Source organism: Myxococcus sp. CA005 (assembly GCF_006518205.1).
Lineage (GTDB): Bacteria > Myxococcota > Myxococcia > Myxococcales > Myxococcaceae > Myxococcus > Myxococcus xanthus.
The window spans coordinates 1-15,378 of record NZ_SRLV01000054.1; the positions used below are offsets into that span (position 1 = coordinate 1).

Sequence of the window (15,378 nt, forward strand, 5' to 3'; positions counted from 1 at the left end):
CCCCTGCCCGCCCATGCGCAGCCGCTGAAGGAAGTGCCGTGTGAGTTCACCGCGCTCCTCGCGGAATATCGCCAGGGCCACGCCTCACCAGCGTATCGGCGTTACGTGCGAGAACAGCTCCGCGGACTCGTGGAGTCCCTGTCCGAGGACGTGCATTGGCAGCACCTCAGCGACGAGCAGGACGCTGACGTGCTGGCCTTGCTCTCCGACACCTGGGTGCTGCGCTACGCCCTGGAGGGACAGGCCCGCATCCTGGAGCGGCTGGTGGACCGCGTAAGTGAGACACCCGACGCGCGCCTGCGTGCCGTGTTGATTCGTTCACTGCAACAGACGGGGGAGCCCTCCACCCAACTGTTGGGCATCCAGGTCCTCCAGGGCCGAGACGTCTACCGCGACTGGGTGACGGACGCAGCGCCCGAAGTCCGCGCGGCCGCGGTGGAGAACTTCCGGGAGGAAGCTGCTCGCAACGCCGGCCGCTACCGCGTGGTGGCGGAGCGAGCGGTGTCGCTGGCCACCGTCGCGGAAGACCCGGCCACGGCAGCAGGACTCCTGGGCGCGTCTTCCATCGAAGCGGTGAGAGGGCCGTCCGTGGCGCAGGTCCGTACATTGCTCCAGTCACCGAAGTCCCCCGTCGTGCGTGCCGCGGCTGCACGGGCCCTGGCGACCTCGCCCGTGACAGAGCTCTCCGCGAGCCTCGATGCACTCGCCGCCCGCTACAGCGCTGAGCCTGAGGCGAGCGTGCGCGCAGCGCTGCTGGAATCCATCTCCCGGCTGGGCCTGAGCCGCGCCGTGCCCGTCCTCGAGCGGCTCCGTGACACGAACGCCGCGGCTCGAGACGAAGTGAATCCCTGGATTGCACTGCTCGCGGAGCATCCCCAGCGGTGGGAAATGCTCGATACCGCACGGAGACACTCTCACCGATGAACGGGGCATTTTGACCTGCACCCTGCCTCGGGACGCGTTAGCTACGCCGGCCACGGCCCGCGGGCCGACCACTCACCGAGGGAGCGACAGGCAATGCCCCAGACGAAGCTCGAAGCACGCAAGGCACTCGGAACCACGGGCCTTCAGGTATCCCCCCTGTGCCTGGGAGGGAACGTCTTCGGTTGGACAGCCGACGAGGCGACCTCGTTCGCGGTGCTCGATGCCTTCGTCGACAACGGCGGCAACTTCATCGACACAGCTGACGTCTATTCGAGCTGGGTCCCCGGCAACCGCGGCGGCGAGTCGGAGACGCTCATCGGCAAGTGGCTGAAGTCGCGCGGCGCTCGGGAGCGCGTCGTCATCGCCACCAAGGTGGGCTCGCAAACAGAGCTGGGGAAGGGCCTGGGCCGCGAGCACATCCAGCGCAGCGTGGAGGCCTCGCTGCGCCGGTTGCAGGTGGACGTCATCGACCTCTACTACGCGCACTACGAGGACCTGGACACGCCAGTGGAGGAGACGATGGCGGCCTTCGACGCGCTGGTGCGCGCCGGCAAGGTCCGCGCACTGGGCACCAGCAACCACTCCCCGCAGCGGCTCACCGAGTCGCTGGAGGTGTCCCGCCGCAACAACCTCGCCCGGTACGCGGTGCTGCAACCGCACTACAACCTCGTCGAGCGCAAGGACTTCGAGTCATCGCTCCGGGGCATCTGCGAACGGGAAGGGCTCGTGGTGGCGCCCTACTTCGCGTTGGCCTCGGGCTTCCTGACGGGCAAGTACCGCAAGGACCAGCCACCTCCGAAGTCGGCCCGCGCCGAAGGCGTGCTGAAGCAGTATGGAAACGCGCGAGGCTGGGCGGTGATTGATGCCCTGGAGGCCGTAACGCGCCGGCATCCGGGAGCGAACTTCGCCCAGGTCGCGCTCGCGTGGCTCGCGGCTCAGCCCACCATCGTGGCGCCCATCGCGAGCGCGACGTCCGCCAGCCAGACACAGGAACTGCTGGGTGCGTTCACGTTGCAACTGACGGAGGAGGACCTCCGCGCCCTGGACGTTGCGTCGTCCCGCGAGGCCTGAGAAGGCTCGAAGCCCATGAGCACGTTCACCGACTTCAAAACGGCCGACCTCTGCGATGCCCACGCGGGCACGCCGCGGTTCCAGATTGCCGAGCCCGGGTTCCAGGACTACGGCGGCGTCCGGACCTTCGCGGGTCCCATCAGCACGGTGCGGGCACCCGAGGACAACTCCCTCGTGCGCAAGGCCTTGGAGGAGCCCGGCCAGGGCCGGGTGCTGGTAGTGGACGGAGGAGGCAGCCGCCGCTGCGCGCTCGTGGGAGACCAGCTCGCGTTGCTCGCCCAGCAGAATGGCTGGGCGGGCGTGGTGGTGAATGGCTGCATCCGAGACGCCGAGGACGTGGGCCGCATGCGCATCGGCGTCAAGGCGCTGGGCACCCACCCGCTCAAGAGCCTCAAACGCAACGAGGGACAACGTGACGTGGAGGTCCGCTTCGCCGGAGTCACCTTCCGCCCCGGCCACTACGTCTACGCGGATCTGGACGGCATCGTCACCTCCGAGTCGCCCCTGGGCTGACGCCAGAGGCCCCGGGCGGAAGTGCGGGCACTACCCGCGTCGCCACCACTTCCGCCGCGCGGCCCTCACATCGGACCAGTCCACCAGGCAGTCGTGCACGTTCTCCTGGCCGCGTTGGGCGTCAGGCATGTCCCCTGACTCCACTCGCGAAACCAGCTCCGGCAGCCGCTCGTAGAACGTGGGCGAACGGTACTGGGGATGCAATGTCCACAGGCCCGGCGCGGCGCCCAGGAAGTCCAGCCGCCACAACCCGCGACGCTTGAGCCTCCGGGTGACCAGGTTCTCCGGCTCGCGGTACGGCGGATTGCCCGCGCGTAAGGCACGCAGCACGTGAATGGGCGGCGCCAGCTTCGCCTGCAGCGGGCCTATCCGGCGCACCAGTGCATCGCGGTCCACGAAGAAGGCCCGGCTACTGAAGCGCCGGAAACGGAACGCGTGGGAGCCCTGTGCATCGGGCTCGTACCAGCGACTGTCTCCCGCAATCGTCCCGTCCGCACGCGGCGGGCCCGACAAGGGACTGCAGCTCACCAACTCCTCGCGTGACGCGAGCTGCGCGGCCGCCTCCGCCATCCAGGCGCGCGACGCTCCGCCGACGAGCATGTCGGCATCCAGGTGCATCACGTGCGGGTGCTTCGCCGCCGCGAGCCCGAAGAAGTAGGAATGGAAGGGCCCGCCGCGCGAGTCCTTCATGGGCAGCCGGGAGCCTCCGAAGAACTGCTCGGAGAGTGACTTCGTGACGGCGGGGGAGTAGTCCACCTCCACCAGCCGGATGCGCGGATCCGCCGAGGACAGCTCCGACAGCAGCGCGTCCATCTTCGGCTTTCGCTCCAGCCATGCCCCCGCGAAGCGGCTGCCCTGGCTGCGGTGCAGGTCCAGCACGAGCAGCACCTCCTGCACGGAGGGCCCGAGCTGGCGCAACTGATGCGGAAGGATGAGGCGCGCGTGCGGATAGTCCGTCGGCGCGAGGTTGATTTGCAGGGTGACCGGGCTCACGGAGTGTCCAGCAAGAGGGAGGTCGCGTCATCCATGACGGAATGGCCCTCACTTGCCATACCCACGGTGCACCAGACAACTGAAGGAGGAGTGGTCCTGGCAGGAGTCGAACCTGCGGCCTCTCGGTCCGCAACCGAGTGCTCTATCCCCTGAGCTACAAGACCGGAACTGCGACTGCGAGAGCGCCCCAGCCACGAGGCGCGGTGTCAGAAGGAAGCGATGCCGTCGAACAGGTCTTCCGGCTCGGACTCGATGGGGAGGGGATTCATGGGCGTCACCTCGGGGATGAGCGCTCCGACAGGGAATCGAACCCTGTTCACACGGTAGACGGCCGTGCTGCGATTCCAATCGCATCCCGGAGCAGTGGGGTTGACCCGGAAAAGAAAGAGGCCGGGTCCCCTCGGGGAGCCCGGCCTCTTGCCTGCCATGCCCTGTCCTTCGACGGGGCACGGTGGGTCAAAACCCAGGCGGGAGATCTCGACGGGAGGTCGCCCCCCGCTTGGAATCACGAGCGGTGGCCCGGCCAGCGAGTGCGAGCGCATCGATGCCGATGACAGTATCGTTCAGGGTGTCGGGATTCATCGGGCTCGTCAGGTTCGCCGTCTTCATGGCCACCGCTCCTTTCATGGGAAATGGACGCAATGGCCGCACAGGGCCTGACAGGCTGTGCACGGGCTGAAGACAGGGACGCGATGGCGGAGGACGCACAGCAGCAGGGCTACACCCAGTGGGCACCGCCTATCGAGATGGCGGATGCGGTGGACGCGTTCTGGCAGTTCTGGGTGCCCCGAAAGCCCCACGACGTCCCCCTCCCCCGGCAGCACCGGGTCCTTCCGGATGGCTGCACCGACCTCATCTTCGGATTCCAACACGCCCCAGGCCCGGTGTGGCTGGCCGCACCCCGGCTGGCCGTCGTCGGCCCCATGAAGCGCTTCATCCTCGTCGACCTCGAGCCCGGCGGGGTGAGCCTGGGCGTCAGGCTCCGCCCTGGCTGGGCGCAGGCCCTGCTGGGTGTCAGTCCGCGTGAACTCTGCGGACTCAACGTCTCCGCCCAGGACTGCTCGCCCGCCCTCATGCAGTTTCAGCGGCGGATGGAAGACTGCGCCTCGCCCGCCCAGGCCATGGCCCTGCTCCAGCGCACCATCGCCCGACGCTGGGCTTCGTTCCGGAGCATGGCGAAGCCGCGCGCCGTCCAGGCCCTGGGACACCTCCAAGCCTCGTCGGGACAGGTGCGCATGGCCGCGCTCGCTCGCGAGCTGGGCGTGAGTGAGCGCACCCTGCACCGGGACATCCTGGACGAAGCCGGCGTACCGCCGAAGCTGCTCGCGCGCGTGCTGCGCCTCCAGCGGGCGGTGTCCCTGCTGCGCTCCCGTGAGGGCACGGACCTGTGTGACGTCGCGCTCGAATGCGGCTACGCGGACCAGGCGCATTTGTCACGAGACGTGCGGGAACTGGCCGGCGTGTCGCCCACCGCACTCGTGGGTTGAGCGCTGTCCGATTCCTTCAAGACAGGCCCGTGCCATCCGTGTGACGACGCACTCACACAGACGTCCCACTGACCAACAGGAGTCCGCCATGAAGCTCGGCTACATCATCCTCTACGTACCGGACGTGAGCGCCGCCATCGTCTTCTACGAGAAGGCCTTCGGACTGGCGCGCCGCTTCATCCACGAGAGCGGTGGCTACGCGGAGATGGAGACAGGCACCACCGCCCTCGCCTTCGTCGAGGAAGGCGCGGCGAAGGAGCATGGCTTCACCGTGCGCCATCTGCGGCCGAAGGAAGACGCCGCGGCCATCGAACTGGCGCTCGTCACTCCCGACGTGGCCACCGCGTACACACGCGCCGTGGAGGCGGGCGCCGAGGCCACGCAACCTCCCAAGCAGAAGCCCTGGGGACAGACGGTGGCCTACGTGAGAGACATCAACGGCGTCCTGGTGGAGCTCTGCTCGCCGATGGAGGGGTAGTGGCAGTCGGGACGACTGGATTCGAACCCGCGACCGGGTGGAGCGAAACCCCAGCAGGAGCGCGCCTGGAGTTGCCCCCATCAAATCGGACAGCTCGGGGTTGGGAATTAGCAGTACGGAATTCGCGGGGTGACATCATCTTCAGTCCGCGACGAGGGCGGCAGCGGCCGTAGTCGTCGTCCCGTCCGGCGGCCGTGCATCACTGGTGGGCGCCGTGGGGTCGCCCGCCGTCACCTTGCCCGCGTGCGGCGCGCGCTCAGACGCGACCTTCGGACTCAACCGCCACTCGCGCTCCGTGATGAGCCGCGCGCCGCGCGTGCTGAACAGGTAACTCCACACCCACGTGACGAACACGCCGAAGCGGTTCTTGAAGCCCACCAGGTACCAGACGTGGATGAAGAGCCACGCCACCCACGCGACGAAGCCCGTCAGCCTGGCGCGGCCCGTCTCCGCGATGGCCCGGTGCTTGCCGATGGTGGCCATCGCGCCCTTGTCCTTGTAGCGGAAGGGCGTGCGGGGGCGGCCGCGCAGGTCCGCGAGGACGTTGCGCGCCACGGCCCGGCCCATCTGCATGGCCGCAGGCGCGACACCGGGCACGAGCTTACCGTCCAGCTCCACGTGGGCCACGTCACCCGCGGCGAAGACCTCCGGGTGGCCGGGCAGCGTGAGATCCGCCGCCACCTGCACGCGCCCCGCGCGGTCCAGCGGCACGCCGAGCCCGCGCGTGAGGTACTCGGCCTGCACACCTGCAGCCCACACCACCGTGCGCGAGGCCAGGCGCTCGGAGCCGAGCATCACACCCTCGGCGTCCACCGCCGTCACGCGTGCCTCCGTGCGCACTTCCACGCCCAGGGCCGCAAGGTCGCGGTGCGCACGCACTCCCAGCTTCTCGCTGAAGGACGGCAGAATGCGTGGGCCCGCCTCCACGAGGAAGACGCGCGCGCGGGACGGTTTGATGCGACGGAAATCGCGCACCAGCACCGTGCGGCTGATGTCCGCGATGGCGCCCGCCAGTTCCACGCCCGTCGGGCCCGCGCCCACGACGACGAAGCTCAGGAGCGCGCGCTGGCGCTCGGCGTCGCGCTCGTTTTCCGCCTGCTCGAAGGCGCTGAGGATGCGGCGGCGCAACTCCGTCGCCTGCTCCAGCGTCTTGAGTCCCGGGGCGAAGTCCTCCCACTCCGACTTGCCGAAGTAGCTGTGCTGCGCGCCGCACGCGATGACGAGGTAGTCGTAGCGCAGCCGCACGTCGCCCTCACCGCCCACCCAGCGTTCCTTGAGGTTCACCCACGTGACGCGGCCCAAGTGCACCGACACATTGGGCTTGCGTGCGAACTGCGAGCGGATGGGCACCGCGATGTCCGCGGGGCTCAGTCCGCTAGTAGCCACCTGGTAGAGCAGCGGCTGGAAGAGGTGATGGTTGCGCTGGTCGAGGACCGTCACGTACAGCGCCGAGTGGCGCGCGAGCGCCTTGGCGGCCGTGAGTCCGGCGAAGCCCGCACCCAGCACGACGACGTGCTTCTGGCCGAGGGCGAGCGGAGGCGTGATGGGGTCCATGGGACATCTCCTTCACCTGGCCGTCGCACACGGCCGAGTAACCGTGGTGCGCCACCATGGCGTTGATGAGGCTCAGCCGATAGGCGCAGCGCGCGTCGTCGCCAGGGCTCGATACGTACTGCGCGCGCTCGGATAGACAGCCCCTAGTGCGCGTCCCCGCCGCTGGTGAACTTCAGGCCGATGACAGAGACGACCATGAGTCCGAGGAAGAAGAAGCGCCCCAGTGTGGCCGGCTCACGGAAGAGCACGATGCCAACAAGCGCGGCGCCCAAGGCCCCAATTCCAACCCAAACCGCGTACGCAGTTCCGGCCGGCAGCGTGCGCATCGCAATGGACAGCAGCGCCAAGCTGCTAATCAACGTGACGGCAACAAAGAGACTGGGCCAAGGCCGGGTGAAGCCCTGCGTATACTTGAGGCCCACAGCCCAGCACGTCTCCAGCAACCCAGCAACGAGAACAAGCAGCCACGACATGACGCACCCCTGGTCAGGGCGTCGTCTTACGTAACCGGGTACGGCGCATCTCGTCCGGGCAGGGCTGCAATCTGAACTGATTGCAGCTGGTGCGGCTGGCCTACTAGCCCGGCGAGGCCGTTTTGTCCACCGCAGTAGCTTGTGAGTCGACAGGCTGGATGCTGGGCAGTGGAGCTGCCCTCGTCAAATCGGACAGCTCAGGCTTGGGAATTGGCAATACGGACCGCGATGAGGGTGGCAGCGGTTGTAGTCGTCGAACCAGGCGGGCCATCTGGCGTTGGGTGACGGACGCGATCAAGGAGCACCGGCACCTGCGCGGGCCCTACGTGTTCTGCCTGGATGACGGCAAGCCGCTGACTGCCCACAGGATGGACAGGCCGCTTCAGCACTCGCTTCGACGAGCGGGCATCACTCGCGAGGTGGGAATCATCGGCTGGCTCGACTTGCGCCACACCGACGCAAGCCACCTCGCCATGCGAGGCGTTCCGAGGCGTTCCGCGGAAGGTCATTCAGGATCGATGGGCCACACGCCGCCATCGACATGACGGAAAAGCGGTACGCCCATCTCAGGCCGGATACGCGGAGGAACGCCGTCAGCGTCCTGGGGACCTGCCTGTTGCGCCCACATGCGACACAGGTGCAACACGGACGAAGGCCGTTGCCAACCATGCGTCCTTGGACTCGGAAAACTTGCCGCGGGCGGGATTCGAACCCGCACGATCTGCATTCTGAGTGCAGTGCCTCTACCAGTTGGGCTACCGCGGCGTTCTTCGATGACGGCAACCCGGGTGGGCTGCCGGAAAGCGGTCGACGGGATTCGAACCCGTGTTCACCTGGATGGCGACCAGGGGCCTGACCACTCGGCCACGACCGCATGTGCTGCCACGACCCGGAAAAGAAAGAGGCCGGGTTCCCTCGGGGAGCCCGACCTCTGGCCTGCCATGCCACGTCGATGGACGGGCGAAAGGCGTCAGAGTCCGGGCCATCTACCGCCAATGGGTAGACCAGGCAGCACGGGAGCGGGCAGCAGGGCGACGGGCGCGAGCACGCCGATGCCGATGACAGTGTCGTTCAAGGTGTCGGGATTCATCGGGCTCGTCAGGTTCGTCGTCTGCATGTCACCGCTCCTTTCTGTGAAAAATGACGCGCTGGAAGCGCGGGGCCTGACACGGCACCACGCCTGTCACCGGCCCGGCCAGCGGATGGGGTAAGAAGGCCCTGGAGCCTGCGCCGCCTCCCCCAGGCCGAGGTCACCCGGGCGGCGTCCCCTCGATGAAGACCGTTCCCTGCCTGCTCGCATGGTCCGCGATGTTGTTCCTGTCCGGGTGTGCGGACACCGGCGATGACTGCGACCTCGTCCCGCTGCCAGGAGGCCTGGGACAGCTCCCGCCCCTGCTGTCGCTGGAGCTCCCGGCGGAGCTCCATGTCCAGCCGAGCCTGAACTCCACCTGTGAGGGCCTCGATACTTCCCAGGTCCCCGACAGCATCACGGCGGAGGTGTTCGACCCGAACAACCACGCCGTGGCCTCGGAGGCGTCCCTCACCGGCAATGGACAGGCGGCCACCGTCCGCTTCACCCCGACGACCACCGGACGCCACCACGTCCGCGTCGCCTTCGCCCCGGTGGGCAGCCTCCAGCAGTTCGGCGCCTACGTGTCACGCGCGTGGACCGGAGGAGAGCCGACAGTGCTCCCGCTGCCCCGCTGCACGCAACTGGACCGCACCACGCATGGCACCTGGCTGTGTGACGGTGTGGCGGTGCACACGGCGAACGGAACCCAGACGCCACTCGGCGGCGTCTCCGGCATGCCCGACGTGGCCGTCGCGGGAGATGTCGTCTGGGTCGTGGGCGAGGACCGGGTGCGCCGCTTCGTCGACACGGGCTCGGAACTCGAACTCACCGGCTCGCTCCTGCTCAACCAGCGCGACACCATGAAGGTCATCCAGAACCGGCTCGCCACCGCGGATGAGCTGTGGGTGCTCGACTCGGAGCGCCTGCACCGCTTTGCCTTCACCTCAGAAGGTGTCGTCGTTGGTGCCACCCCCACTCCGTGGGGACGGGCCAACCAGTTGCCCTTCGGCGTCGACATGGTGCTGGGCCTGCTCGTGCGTCTGGGCCCCGACACGGTCAGCGTCATCCAGGTGACGCAGGAACCCGACAGCCGCGCGTGCACGTTCCGGTTGGGCCCGAGCGGGGCCTTCGTCGCCTCGGAGGCGCCGTGTCAGCGCCTGCCGGGCGTGCCAGCGGGCATCGAGGCTGGCGCGGTGTGGACCCGCGTGGACACCCTGCTCCCGCCGCAGCCAGGACAGACGCTGTACCGGTGGGCCGCGGTGGATGGCGCGCTGACCGAACGAGGCACCCTGGTCGTGGACGCGCCGCTCGAGTTGGTGAGCGCGCCCCTCCGCCCCGGCTTCGCCATCCCCTTCATCCAGTGGCGGCAGTCACGCATCGGCTCCGCAGTGCCCGTGCCGCCCGAGTCACAGGGCCCGCTGGGACTGGAGCTGCTGCCGGGCAACGCGGACCTGTCTCCCGGACTGCGAACCCTCTCTCCGCGCTTCTACTGGGAGGCCGGCGGCGGGCAGGGCCTCGGCGGCACGCGGGTGTACGAACGGCGTGCGTCTTCGTTGAAATAACGAGACGGTTGGGGCACACACGGAAGGAAAGCGCGAAATGTCGCCTGCCTGCCTCTCGCGATACCTGGCCTTCCGGGTGTAGAGAGGCCCGCGCGCCGCGGCACCACGCGCTCCACCCTACACGCCCGGAGGTGAGCCCCCATGATGGAAAGCCCCCAGAGCGCCGCGCTCTCCATGGAGGAACTGCACGAGGCGTGGCCCGTGCTCTCCGTCGATGAGCGGCTGGAGGGCTTCCGGTTGCTTCCCGCTTCGGTGGCGGACGACTTCTTCCTGGCGTTGTCGGCGCGTGAGCAGGCGGAGCTCATCCTCCACCTTCAGCCGGCCGAGCGACGGACCTGGGTCCGGCTGCTGCCCCCGGACGACCTGGCCGACCTGGTACAGGCGGTGGAGCCCGAGCAGGCGGAGTCCATCCTCTCGCAGCTCGACGACGCCAGCCGCCGCGAAGTCAACGTGCTCCTGGCCTACGCGGAGGACGACGCCGGCGGTCTGATGAATCCGCGCTTCGCTCGCGTGCGGCCGGACATGTCCATCGACGAGGCCATCAGCTACCTGCGCAAGCAGGCGCGGGAGCGGGTGGAGACCGTCTACTACGCCTATGTGCTCGACGCCGAACAGCACCTGCTGGGCGTGCTGTCCCTGCGTCAGCTCTTCCAGACGGCCAGCGACAAGCGCGTGGCGGACGTCATGCAGCGCGACGTCATCACCGTGTCGGAAGACACCGACCAGGAGGCCGTGAGCCGGCTGTTCACCGAGCACGGCTTCATGGCCCTGCCGGTGCTCGACGTCCAGCAGCGGATGAAGGGCATCGTCACGGTGGACGACATCGTCGACGTCGTCCAGGAAGAGGCCACCGAGGACATCCAGAAGGCCGGCGGTATGGAGGCCCTGGAGGCGCCCTATTTCGAGACCGGCTTCTTCGGCATGCTGAAGAAGCGCATCGGCTGGCTGCTGGTGCTCTTCCTAGGGCAGATGCTCACCGCCACCGCGATGAGCAGCTTCGAGGACGAAATCGCCACCGCCGTGGTGCTGAGCCTCTTCGTGCCGCTCATCATCTCCTCGGGCGGCAACTCCGGCAGTCAGGCCTCCACGCTCATCATCCGCTCGCTCGCGCTGGGCGAGATGCGACTGAGGGACTGGTGGCGCGTGGCTCGCCGAGAGCTGCTCTCCGGACTGGTGCTGGGCGTGGTGCTGGGTGTGGTGGGTCTGGCGCGCATCCTCATCTGGAACTCCATCTCCGGCGTCTACGGGGAGCACGCCTTGGTGCTGGGCATCACCGTCGCCCTGTCCGTGCTGGGCGTGGTGACGTTCGGCACCCTGGCCGGCTCCATGCTGCCCTTGGTGCTGCGAAAGTTCGGCTTCGACCCCGCGAGCGCCTCCGCTCCCTTCGTGGCCACACTGGTGGACGTTAGCGGCGTCCTCATCTACTTCACCGTCGCCAGCCTCCTGCTGCGCGGTACGCTGCTCTGAAGCGCCGGGGCCCGTGAGGCCGCGGCTTCGCGGGAGACACGGCCATGCTTCACCTGACCCCACGGCGCACCCTCGACCTGGAGGCGCCCGCCGCGCCAGGACGTCCGTCTCACGTCACCGCCTCGATCGGACTGGTCCGCTCGGGCGACTGGCTCTACACCGTCGCGGATGAGCCGCTGCACCTGGCCGCGTTCCCCCTGTCGAGGGCAAGTCCCGGTCATGGCGTGGTGCTCTTCGCGAACCACCAGCCCGAAGCGCCCGTCTCCCTCAAGTCGTCGCAGCCCGACCTGGAGGTGCCCTGCCTGCTGGCGCCCCAGGGCAGCTCGCCCCACGGTTCGCTGCTGATGCTGCCGTCGGGCATCTCCGCGGGCAGGCAGCGCGGCGCGCTGGTCGCCCTGGGCGCGGACGGCACCCTGGCGGGAGATGCCCGGGCCGTGGACGTCACGGCGCTGTACACCCAGATCAGCCGGGAGTTCGGACCGCTCCGCATCGCCGGGGCGGCGATGTCGGGCGGACTGATGCGGTTGCTCCAGCGCGGCAGCGGCGAGCCCGGCACCGACGCCCTCGTGGACCTGGACGCGGAGCGGGTACTGCGCGGACTGGAAGCCGGCGCGCTGGGCCCGGACGTAGTGCGCATGACGCGCCGATGGGAGCTGGGACAGGCCGGAGGCATGCGGCTGTCCTTCACGGCGGCGTCGCCGCTTCCTGGCGGGCGGATGGTCTTCACCGCGACCGCGGGGAGCACCGGCCCGACGGCAACCGTGAGCGGCTCCGTCGTGGGCGTGCTGGCGCCGGATGGCTCGCCGCAGTTCCTCGACGCGCTGGAGGGCCACGTGACAGTGACAGGCGTGGATGCCCGGGTGGAACAGGGGCGCGTGCGGCTGCTCCTGGCGGCCCTCTCCGAAGATGGGGCGGGCCCCGCGAACCTGCTGGAAGCGACGCTGGACGTCCCGGCGTAGGGCGGCGCGTCCGCCCCGCGTCAGTCGTGCTCGTGCGCGGCTTCCTCGGGGCGGCCACCGACGGCTTCCAGCGACGTACGCGCCGGGCGGACGCGGTCGAAGGCCACCTCGCGCTGCCCCACGCCCGCGGCCGTGGTGTTGGCGATGCGCCGACGCGCCCTCGCGATGTAGTCCTGCACCAGCGCGGGGTCAGGGTGTGTCTTCAGCGCATCCACCCACGTCTCGATGGCCTTCTCGTTCTCTCCGGCGTCGGCGCGCAGCTTGCCCATCTCGAAGAGGGCGTGCGGCGCCAGCTCGGAGTCCGGGAAGCGCGTGCGCAGGTCCGCGAAGGTGCGGGAGGCCTCCTGGCGGCGGCCCTCCATCATCGCGATGGCCTGGGCTTGGAGGTACAGGGCGTCATCCACGTAGGCGCTCGTGGGGAAGCGCTCCATGACTCGGCGGGTCTCCAGCTCGCACTGCTGATAGTCGCCCAACTCGAAGTAGAGCTTGGTGACCAGGTAGTGCAGCTCCGCGCCCTGCGGCGGATTGAGCTTGAGGGCCGCAGTGAGCTGGTCGATGGCGCCGCGCAGGTCGCGGTAATGCACGCGCAGCAGGTCCGCCAGGATGATGCGGGACTCGAGCGCCTCCGGCGACTCGGGGCACTGCTGGATGAGCTCGCGGTAGACGCCCACCGCCTCCTTCACCTTGCGCTGCTCCAGCCAGTAGACATCCGCGGCCCCCTTGAGGGCGCGCGCGCGGAGCACCAGCGCCTCCGGTGAGGAGTCGTGGCGAAGCGCGTCGAAGGCCTTGCGGTACTCGACGAGCGCCTCGTCGGGCCGCTTCTCGAAGGTGGCGTCACGGGCCCGCTGGAGATGGTCCACGGGCTTGTCCCGGCACGCCGTGGCGGCCAGGGACAGCACGGCGAGCGCGAGCCGCAAGGACTTCATCAGTCGCAGGCCTCCGGCGTCACGGTGACGCACTTCGTGTCCTGACAGCGGACGCAGACTTCCACTGGCGAGACGTCGGTGACGCAGACGTTGACCCGCGAGGTGCGCGGGCAGTCCTCGGACGTGACGCAGCGGTAGGGCTCCCCGCCATCACGCGTGATGGCGCTGGCCGTCGAGCCACAGACTTCCAAGTCGTTGCATCCGAAGAGGCCCACCGCGATGGCGGCGAACGCTCCGCACAAGGCGCGTCTCACGGCGGCGGTTGTACCCGGATTCGCCCGCGTCGTCACTGACGCCCCGCTCGCTCGCCTGGCGCCAGGAGCCGCGTTCGCGATTTTGGGACAGGGATGTCGGGTGTGTCATGGAGCACCCGGTGTCAGGGCCGTTCTGGGCGCTCGCGTCAAGGCACCGCCGGGGAGATGGCGGCGAAGGCCGCGACAAGGACATGCTGAGCGCCAACGACACGCATGAGCCTTCCATCCCATCCAAGAGCCGTCATCACGGGTGCAGGCAGCGGCCTGGGCCGCGCGCTCTGCGAGGAGCTCGCACGCAGACGGGCCCGCGTGCTCGTCACCGACATCAACGCCGCCTCCGCCGAGGAGACAGCGCTGCGCGTCACCCGCGCGGGAGGCGAAGCGCACGTCCATGTCTGTGATGTCACCGAGCCGGCCCAGGTCGAAGCCATGGCCGACGCCGCGGAGCAGGCCCTGGGCGGCGTGGACCTGCTGGTCAACAACGCGGGCGTCGTCAGCGCGGGCCCAGTGGGCGAGCTGTCACTCTCCGAATGGAAGCGCGTGCTGGACATCAACCTGTGGGGCGTCATCCACGGCTGCCATGTCTTCGTCCCCCGGATGCGCAGGCAGGGGTCCGGCCACATCCTCAACATCGCCTCGGCGGCGGGACTCGTGTACGTGCCCGACCTGGCGGCCTACAACGTGTCCAAGGCGGGCGTGATCGCGCTCTCCGAAACACTCCACGCCGAACTGAAGGCCACCGGCATCGGCGTCACCGTGGCGTGCCCCAGCTTCTTCCGCACCCGAATCGCCAGCACGGGCCACTACACCAAGGACACGCTTCGAACCCTCGCCGGCTTGATGCTGGATGAAGCCCGCCTGGGCCCGGAGGTCGTCGCGCGCAGGCTCCTGAAGGCCGTGGACGCGCGAAGCCTCTACACCGTCCCCATGGCGGATGCGCGCTGGGGCTGGCGCCTGCGCCGCATGGCCCCCAGCCTCTTCCTCCGCGCCGTCGCCGCGATGAACCCCTCCGCTCGCGCGTGGCTTCTGCGACGACGCTGAGCCCCTTCAAGGCGCTGGCCGACAGAGGCCGCGCTCGATGAGGCTCGACGGCAGCATCCCATCCTCGCCCGGCTTGAAGATGGGCTGCATTTTCGCCACGCCCTTTCGTCGCTGTTCGTCCTGTCGCTGCGCCTGCGCGGTGCCGCGAGGTGGAGATGTCCCGCCGCCAGTCGCAGCGCTTCCGCGAAAGGCTCAGCGTCTGAGCGCCGTCAGTTGTTGCCGCGCGGCGCCTTGCCGGAGGTGAGCACCGCCTTGTCCACCGAGGCGACACCACTGCCGCGCCGCTTGAGCTGACGCGCGCGGTCCTCCTGCTTCTTGTAGTGCTTCATCATCGCGATCATGTGTGGGTCGGACGTCTCGCAGTGCAGCTGCGTCACTTGCTGGTGGCGGCGACCAAGCTCCTGCCACGTCTGGAGCATGGCCTGGTTGCCCAGGAGCCGCTCCTCGACGGAGTCGAGCACCGCGTCCATCGCCTCGCCTTCGGCCTCCAGCGCCGCGAGACGCTCCTGAGCCTCCTGAGAGGGCGACATGCACCCCGTGCCCAGGGAGAGTCCCATCACCATGGAAAGCCCGAGCCACCTCCGCCGAATCCCCACGTCGCCTC

Annotated in this window: 17 protein-coding genes, 3 tRNA genes and 1 riboswitch; of the genes, 9 read left to right on the forward strand and 11 right to left on the reverse strand. The window is 68.9% G+C overall.

All coding sequences use genetic code 11. From position 1 onward, the window contains the following. From FMQ63_RS22905 to rraA, 3 genes are all read left to right on the forward strand, one after another. The coding region (locus FMQ63_RS22905; protein WP_228556473.1) for a hypothetical protein at positions 1 to 924 on the forward strand (924 nt) is incomplete at its 5' end. Between the two features lie 93 nt (positions 925 to 1,017). Beyond that, on the forward strand, positions 1,018 to 1,995 hold the full coding sequence (locus FMQ63_RS22910; RefSeq protein ID WP_011550526.1) for an aldo/keto reductase: 978 nt from the start codon (positions 1,018 to 1,020) through the stop codon (positions 1,993 to 1,995). A gap of 15 nt (positions 1,996 to 2,010) precedes the next feature. Beyond that, positions 2,011 to 2,508 carry a ribonuclease E activity regulator RraA gene (gene rraA, locus FMQ63_RS22915; RefSeq protein WP_011550525.1) on the forward strand — a complete coding sequence of 166 codons (498 nt, stop codon included), beginning with the start codon at positions 2,011 to 2,013 and terminating at the stop codon, positions 2,506 to 2,508. 30 nt (positions 2,509 to 2,538) lie between these two features. Here rraA and FMQ63_RS22920 read toward each other — a convergent pair whose 3' ends face one another. The 3 genes from FMQ63_RS22920 to FMQ63_RS37535 all read right to left on the reverse strand — a co-directional run bounded on the left by FMQ63_RS22920 (position 2,539) and on the right by FMQ63_RS37535 (position 4,110). Continuing rightward, positions 2,539 to 3,501 (reverse strand): hypothetical protein, encoded by a 963-nt coding sequence (locus FMQ63_RS22920; protein ID WP_011550524.1) that lies wholly within the window; start codon positions 3,499 to 3,501, stop codon positions 2,539 to 2,541. Between the two features lie 91 nt (positions 3,502 to 3,592). Next, positions 3,593 to 3,665, reverse strand: a tRNA-Arg gene (locus tag FMQ63_RS22925). 292 nt (positions 3,666 to 3,957) lie between these two features. Beyond that, a complete protein-coding gene (locus tag FMQ63_RS37535) occupies positions 3,958 to 4,110 on the reverse strand; it encodes a hypothetical protein (RefSeq protein ID WP_153881173.1) in 153 nt (50 codons plus the stop codon). A gap of 83 nt (positions 4,111 to 4,193) precedes the next feature. Here FMQ63_RS37535 and FMQ63_RS22930 point away from each other — a divergent pair, with 83 nt between their 5' ends. Both FMQ63_RS22930 and FMQ63_RS22935 read left to right on the forward strand, forming a co-directional pair. Further along, positions 4,194 to 4,988: a helix-turn-helix domain-containing protein gene (locus tag FMQ63_RS22930; protein ID WP_225909700.1), complete on the forward strand. Its 795-nt coding sequence runs from the start codon at positions 4,194 to 4,196 to the stop codon at positions 4,986 to 4,988. A gap of 88 nt (positions 4,989 to 5,076) precedes the next feature. Continuing rightward, a complete protein-coding gene (locus tag FMQ63_RS22935) occupies positions 5,077 to 5,466 on the forward strand; it encodes a VOC family protein (RefSeq protein WP_011550522.1) in 390 nt (129 codons plus the stop codon). 141 nt (positions 5,467 to 5,607) lie between these two features. Here FMQ63_RS22935 and FMQ63_RS22940 read toward each other — a convergent pair whose 3' ends face one another. The 5 genes from FMQ63_RS22940 to FMQ63_RS37540 form a co-directional block, all read right to left on the reverse strand. Next, positions 5,608 to 7,020 carry an NAD(P)/FAD-dependent oxidoreductase gene (locus FMQ63_RS22940; RefSeq protein ID WP_011550521.1) on the reverse strand — a complete coding sequence of 471 codons (1,413 nt, stop codon included), beginning with the start codon at positions 7,018 to 7,020 and terminating at the stop codon, positions 5,608 to 5,610. 143 nt (positions 7,021 to 7,163) lie between these two features. Continuing rightward, on the reverse strand, positions 7,164 to 7,493 hold the full coding sequence (locus FMQ63_RS22945) for a multidrug efflux SMR transporter (RefSeq protein ID WP_011550520.1): 330 nt from the start codon (positions 7,491 to 7,493) through the stop codon (positions 7,164 to 7,166). 15 nt (positions 7,494 to 7,508) lie between these two features. Beyond that, positions 7,509 to 7,566: riboswitch (guanidine-III (ykkC-III) riboswitch) on the reverse strand. 618 nt (positions 7,567 to 8,184) lie between these two features. After that, positions 8,185 to 8,258 (reverse strand) — tRNA-Leu (locus FMQ63_RS22950). 37 nt (positions 8,259 to 8,295) lie between these two features. Beyond that, positions 8,296 to 8,367, reverse strand: a tRNA-Gly gene (locus tag FMQ63_RS22955). A 96-nt stretch (positions 8,368 to 8,463) separates the two neighbouring features. Continuing rightward, positions 8,464 to 8,610 carry a hypothetical protein gene (locus tag FMQ63_RS37540; protein ID WP_011550518.1) on the reverse strand — a complete coding sequence of 49 codons (147 nt, stop codon included), beginning with the start codon at positions 8,608 to 8,610 and terminating at the stop codon, positions 8,464 to 8,466. 155 nt (positions 8,611 to 8,765) lie between these two features. Between FMQ63_RS37540 and FMQ63_RS22960 the strand changes: the two genes are divergently transcribed. From FMQ63_RS22960 to FMQ63_RS22970, 3 genes are all read left to right on the forward strand, one after another. Next, complete coding sequence (locus FMQ63_RS22960) at positions 8,766 to 10,127, forward strand: hypothetical protein (protein ID WP_011550517.1); 1,362 nt, start codon at positions 8,766 to 8,768, stop codon at positions 10,125 to 10,127. A gap of 141 nt (positions 10,128 to 10,268) precedes the next feature. Continuing rightward, positions 10,269 to 11,594 (forward strand): magnesium transporter, encoded by a 1,326-nt coding sequence (gene mgtE, locus FMQ63_RS22965; protein ID WP_011550516.1) that lies wholly within the window; start codon positions 10,269 to 10,271, stop codon positions 11,592 to 11,594. A gap of 44 nt (positions 11,595 to 11,638) precedes the next feature. Beyond that, positions 11,639 to 12,553, forward strand: coding sequence for a hypothetical protein (locus tag FMQ63_RS22970; protein ID WP_011550515.1), 915 nt, complete (start codon positions 11,639 to 11,641; stop codon positions 12,551 to 12,553). Positions 12,554 to 12,573: 20 nt separating this feature from the next. Here FMQ63_RS22970 and FMQ63_RS22975 read toward each other — a convergent pair whose 3' ends face one another. Then, positions 12,574 to 13,479 carry a tetratricopeptide repeat protein gene (locus tag FMQ63_RS22975; protein WP_011550514.1) on the reverse strand — a complete coding sequence of 302 codons (906 nt, stop codon included), beginning with the start codon at positions 13,477 to 13,479 and terminating at the stop codon, positions 12,574 to 12,576. Beyond that, positions 13,479 to 13,769, reverse strand: a complete 291-nt coding sequence (locus tag FMQ63_RS22980) for a hypothetical protein (RefSeq protein ID WP_011550513.1) — start codon at positions 13,767 to 13,769, stop codon at positions 13,479 to 13,481. Before FMQ63_RS22980 ends, FMQ63_RS22975 begins: the two co-directional genes overlap by 1 nt. Positions 13,770 to 13,946: 177 nt before the next feature. Between FMQ63_RS22980 and FMQ63_RS22985 the strand changes: the two genes are divergently transcribed. Beyond that, the gene (locus FMQ63_RS22985) at positions 13,947 to 14,774 is read left to right on the forward strand and encodes an SDR family NAD(P)-dependent oxidoreductase (RefSeq protein WP_011550512.1); all 828 of its coding nucleotides are present in this window, start codon (positions 13,947 to 13,949) and stop codon (positions 14,772 to 14,774) included. 209 nt (positions 14,775 to 14,983) lie between these two features. Here FMQ63_RS22985 and FMQ63_RS22990 read toward each other — a convergent pair whose 3' ends face one another. Then, entirely contained in the window at positions 14,984 to 15,370 is a 387-nt protein-coding gene (locus tag FMQ63_RS22990; protein WP_011550510.1) for a hypothetical protein, read from the reverse strand. Positions 15,371 to 15,378: the final 8 nt, after the last annotated feature.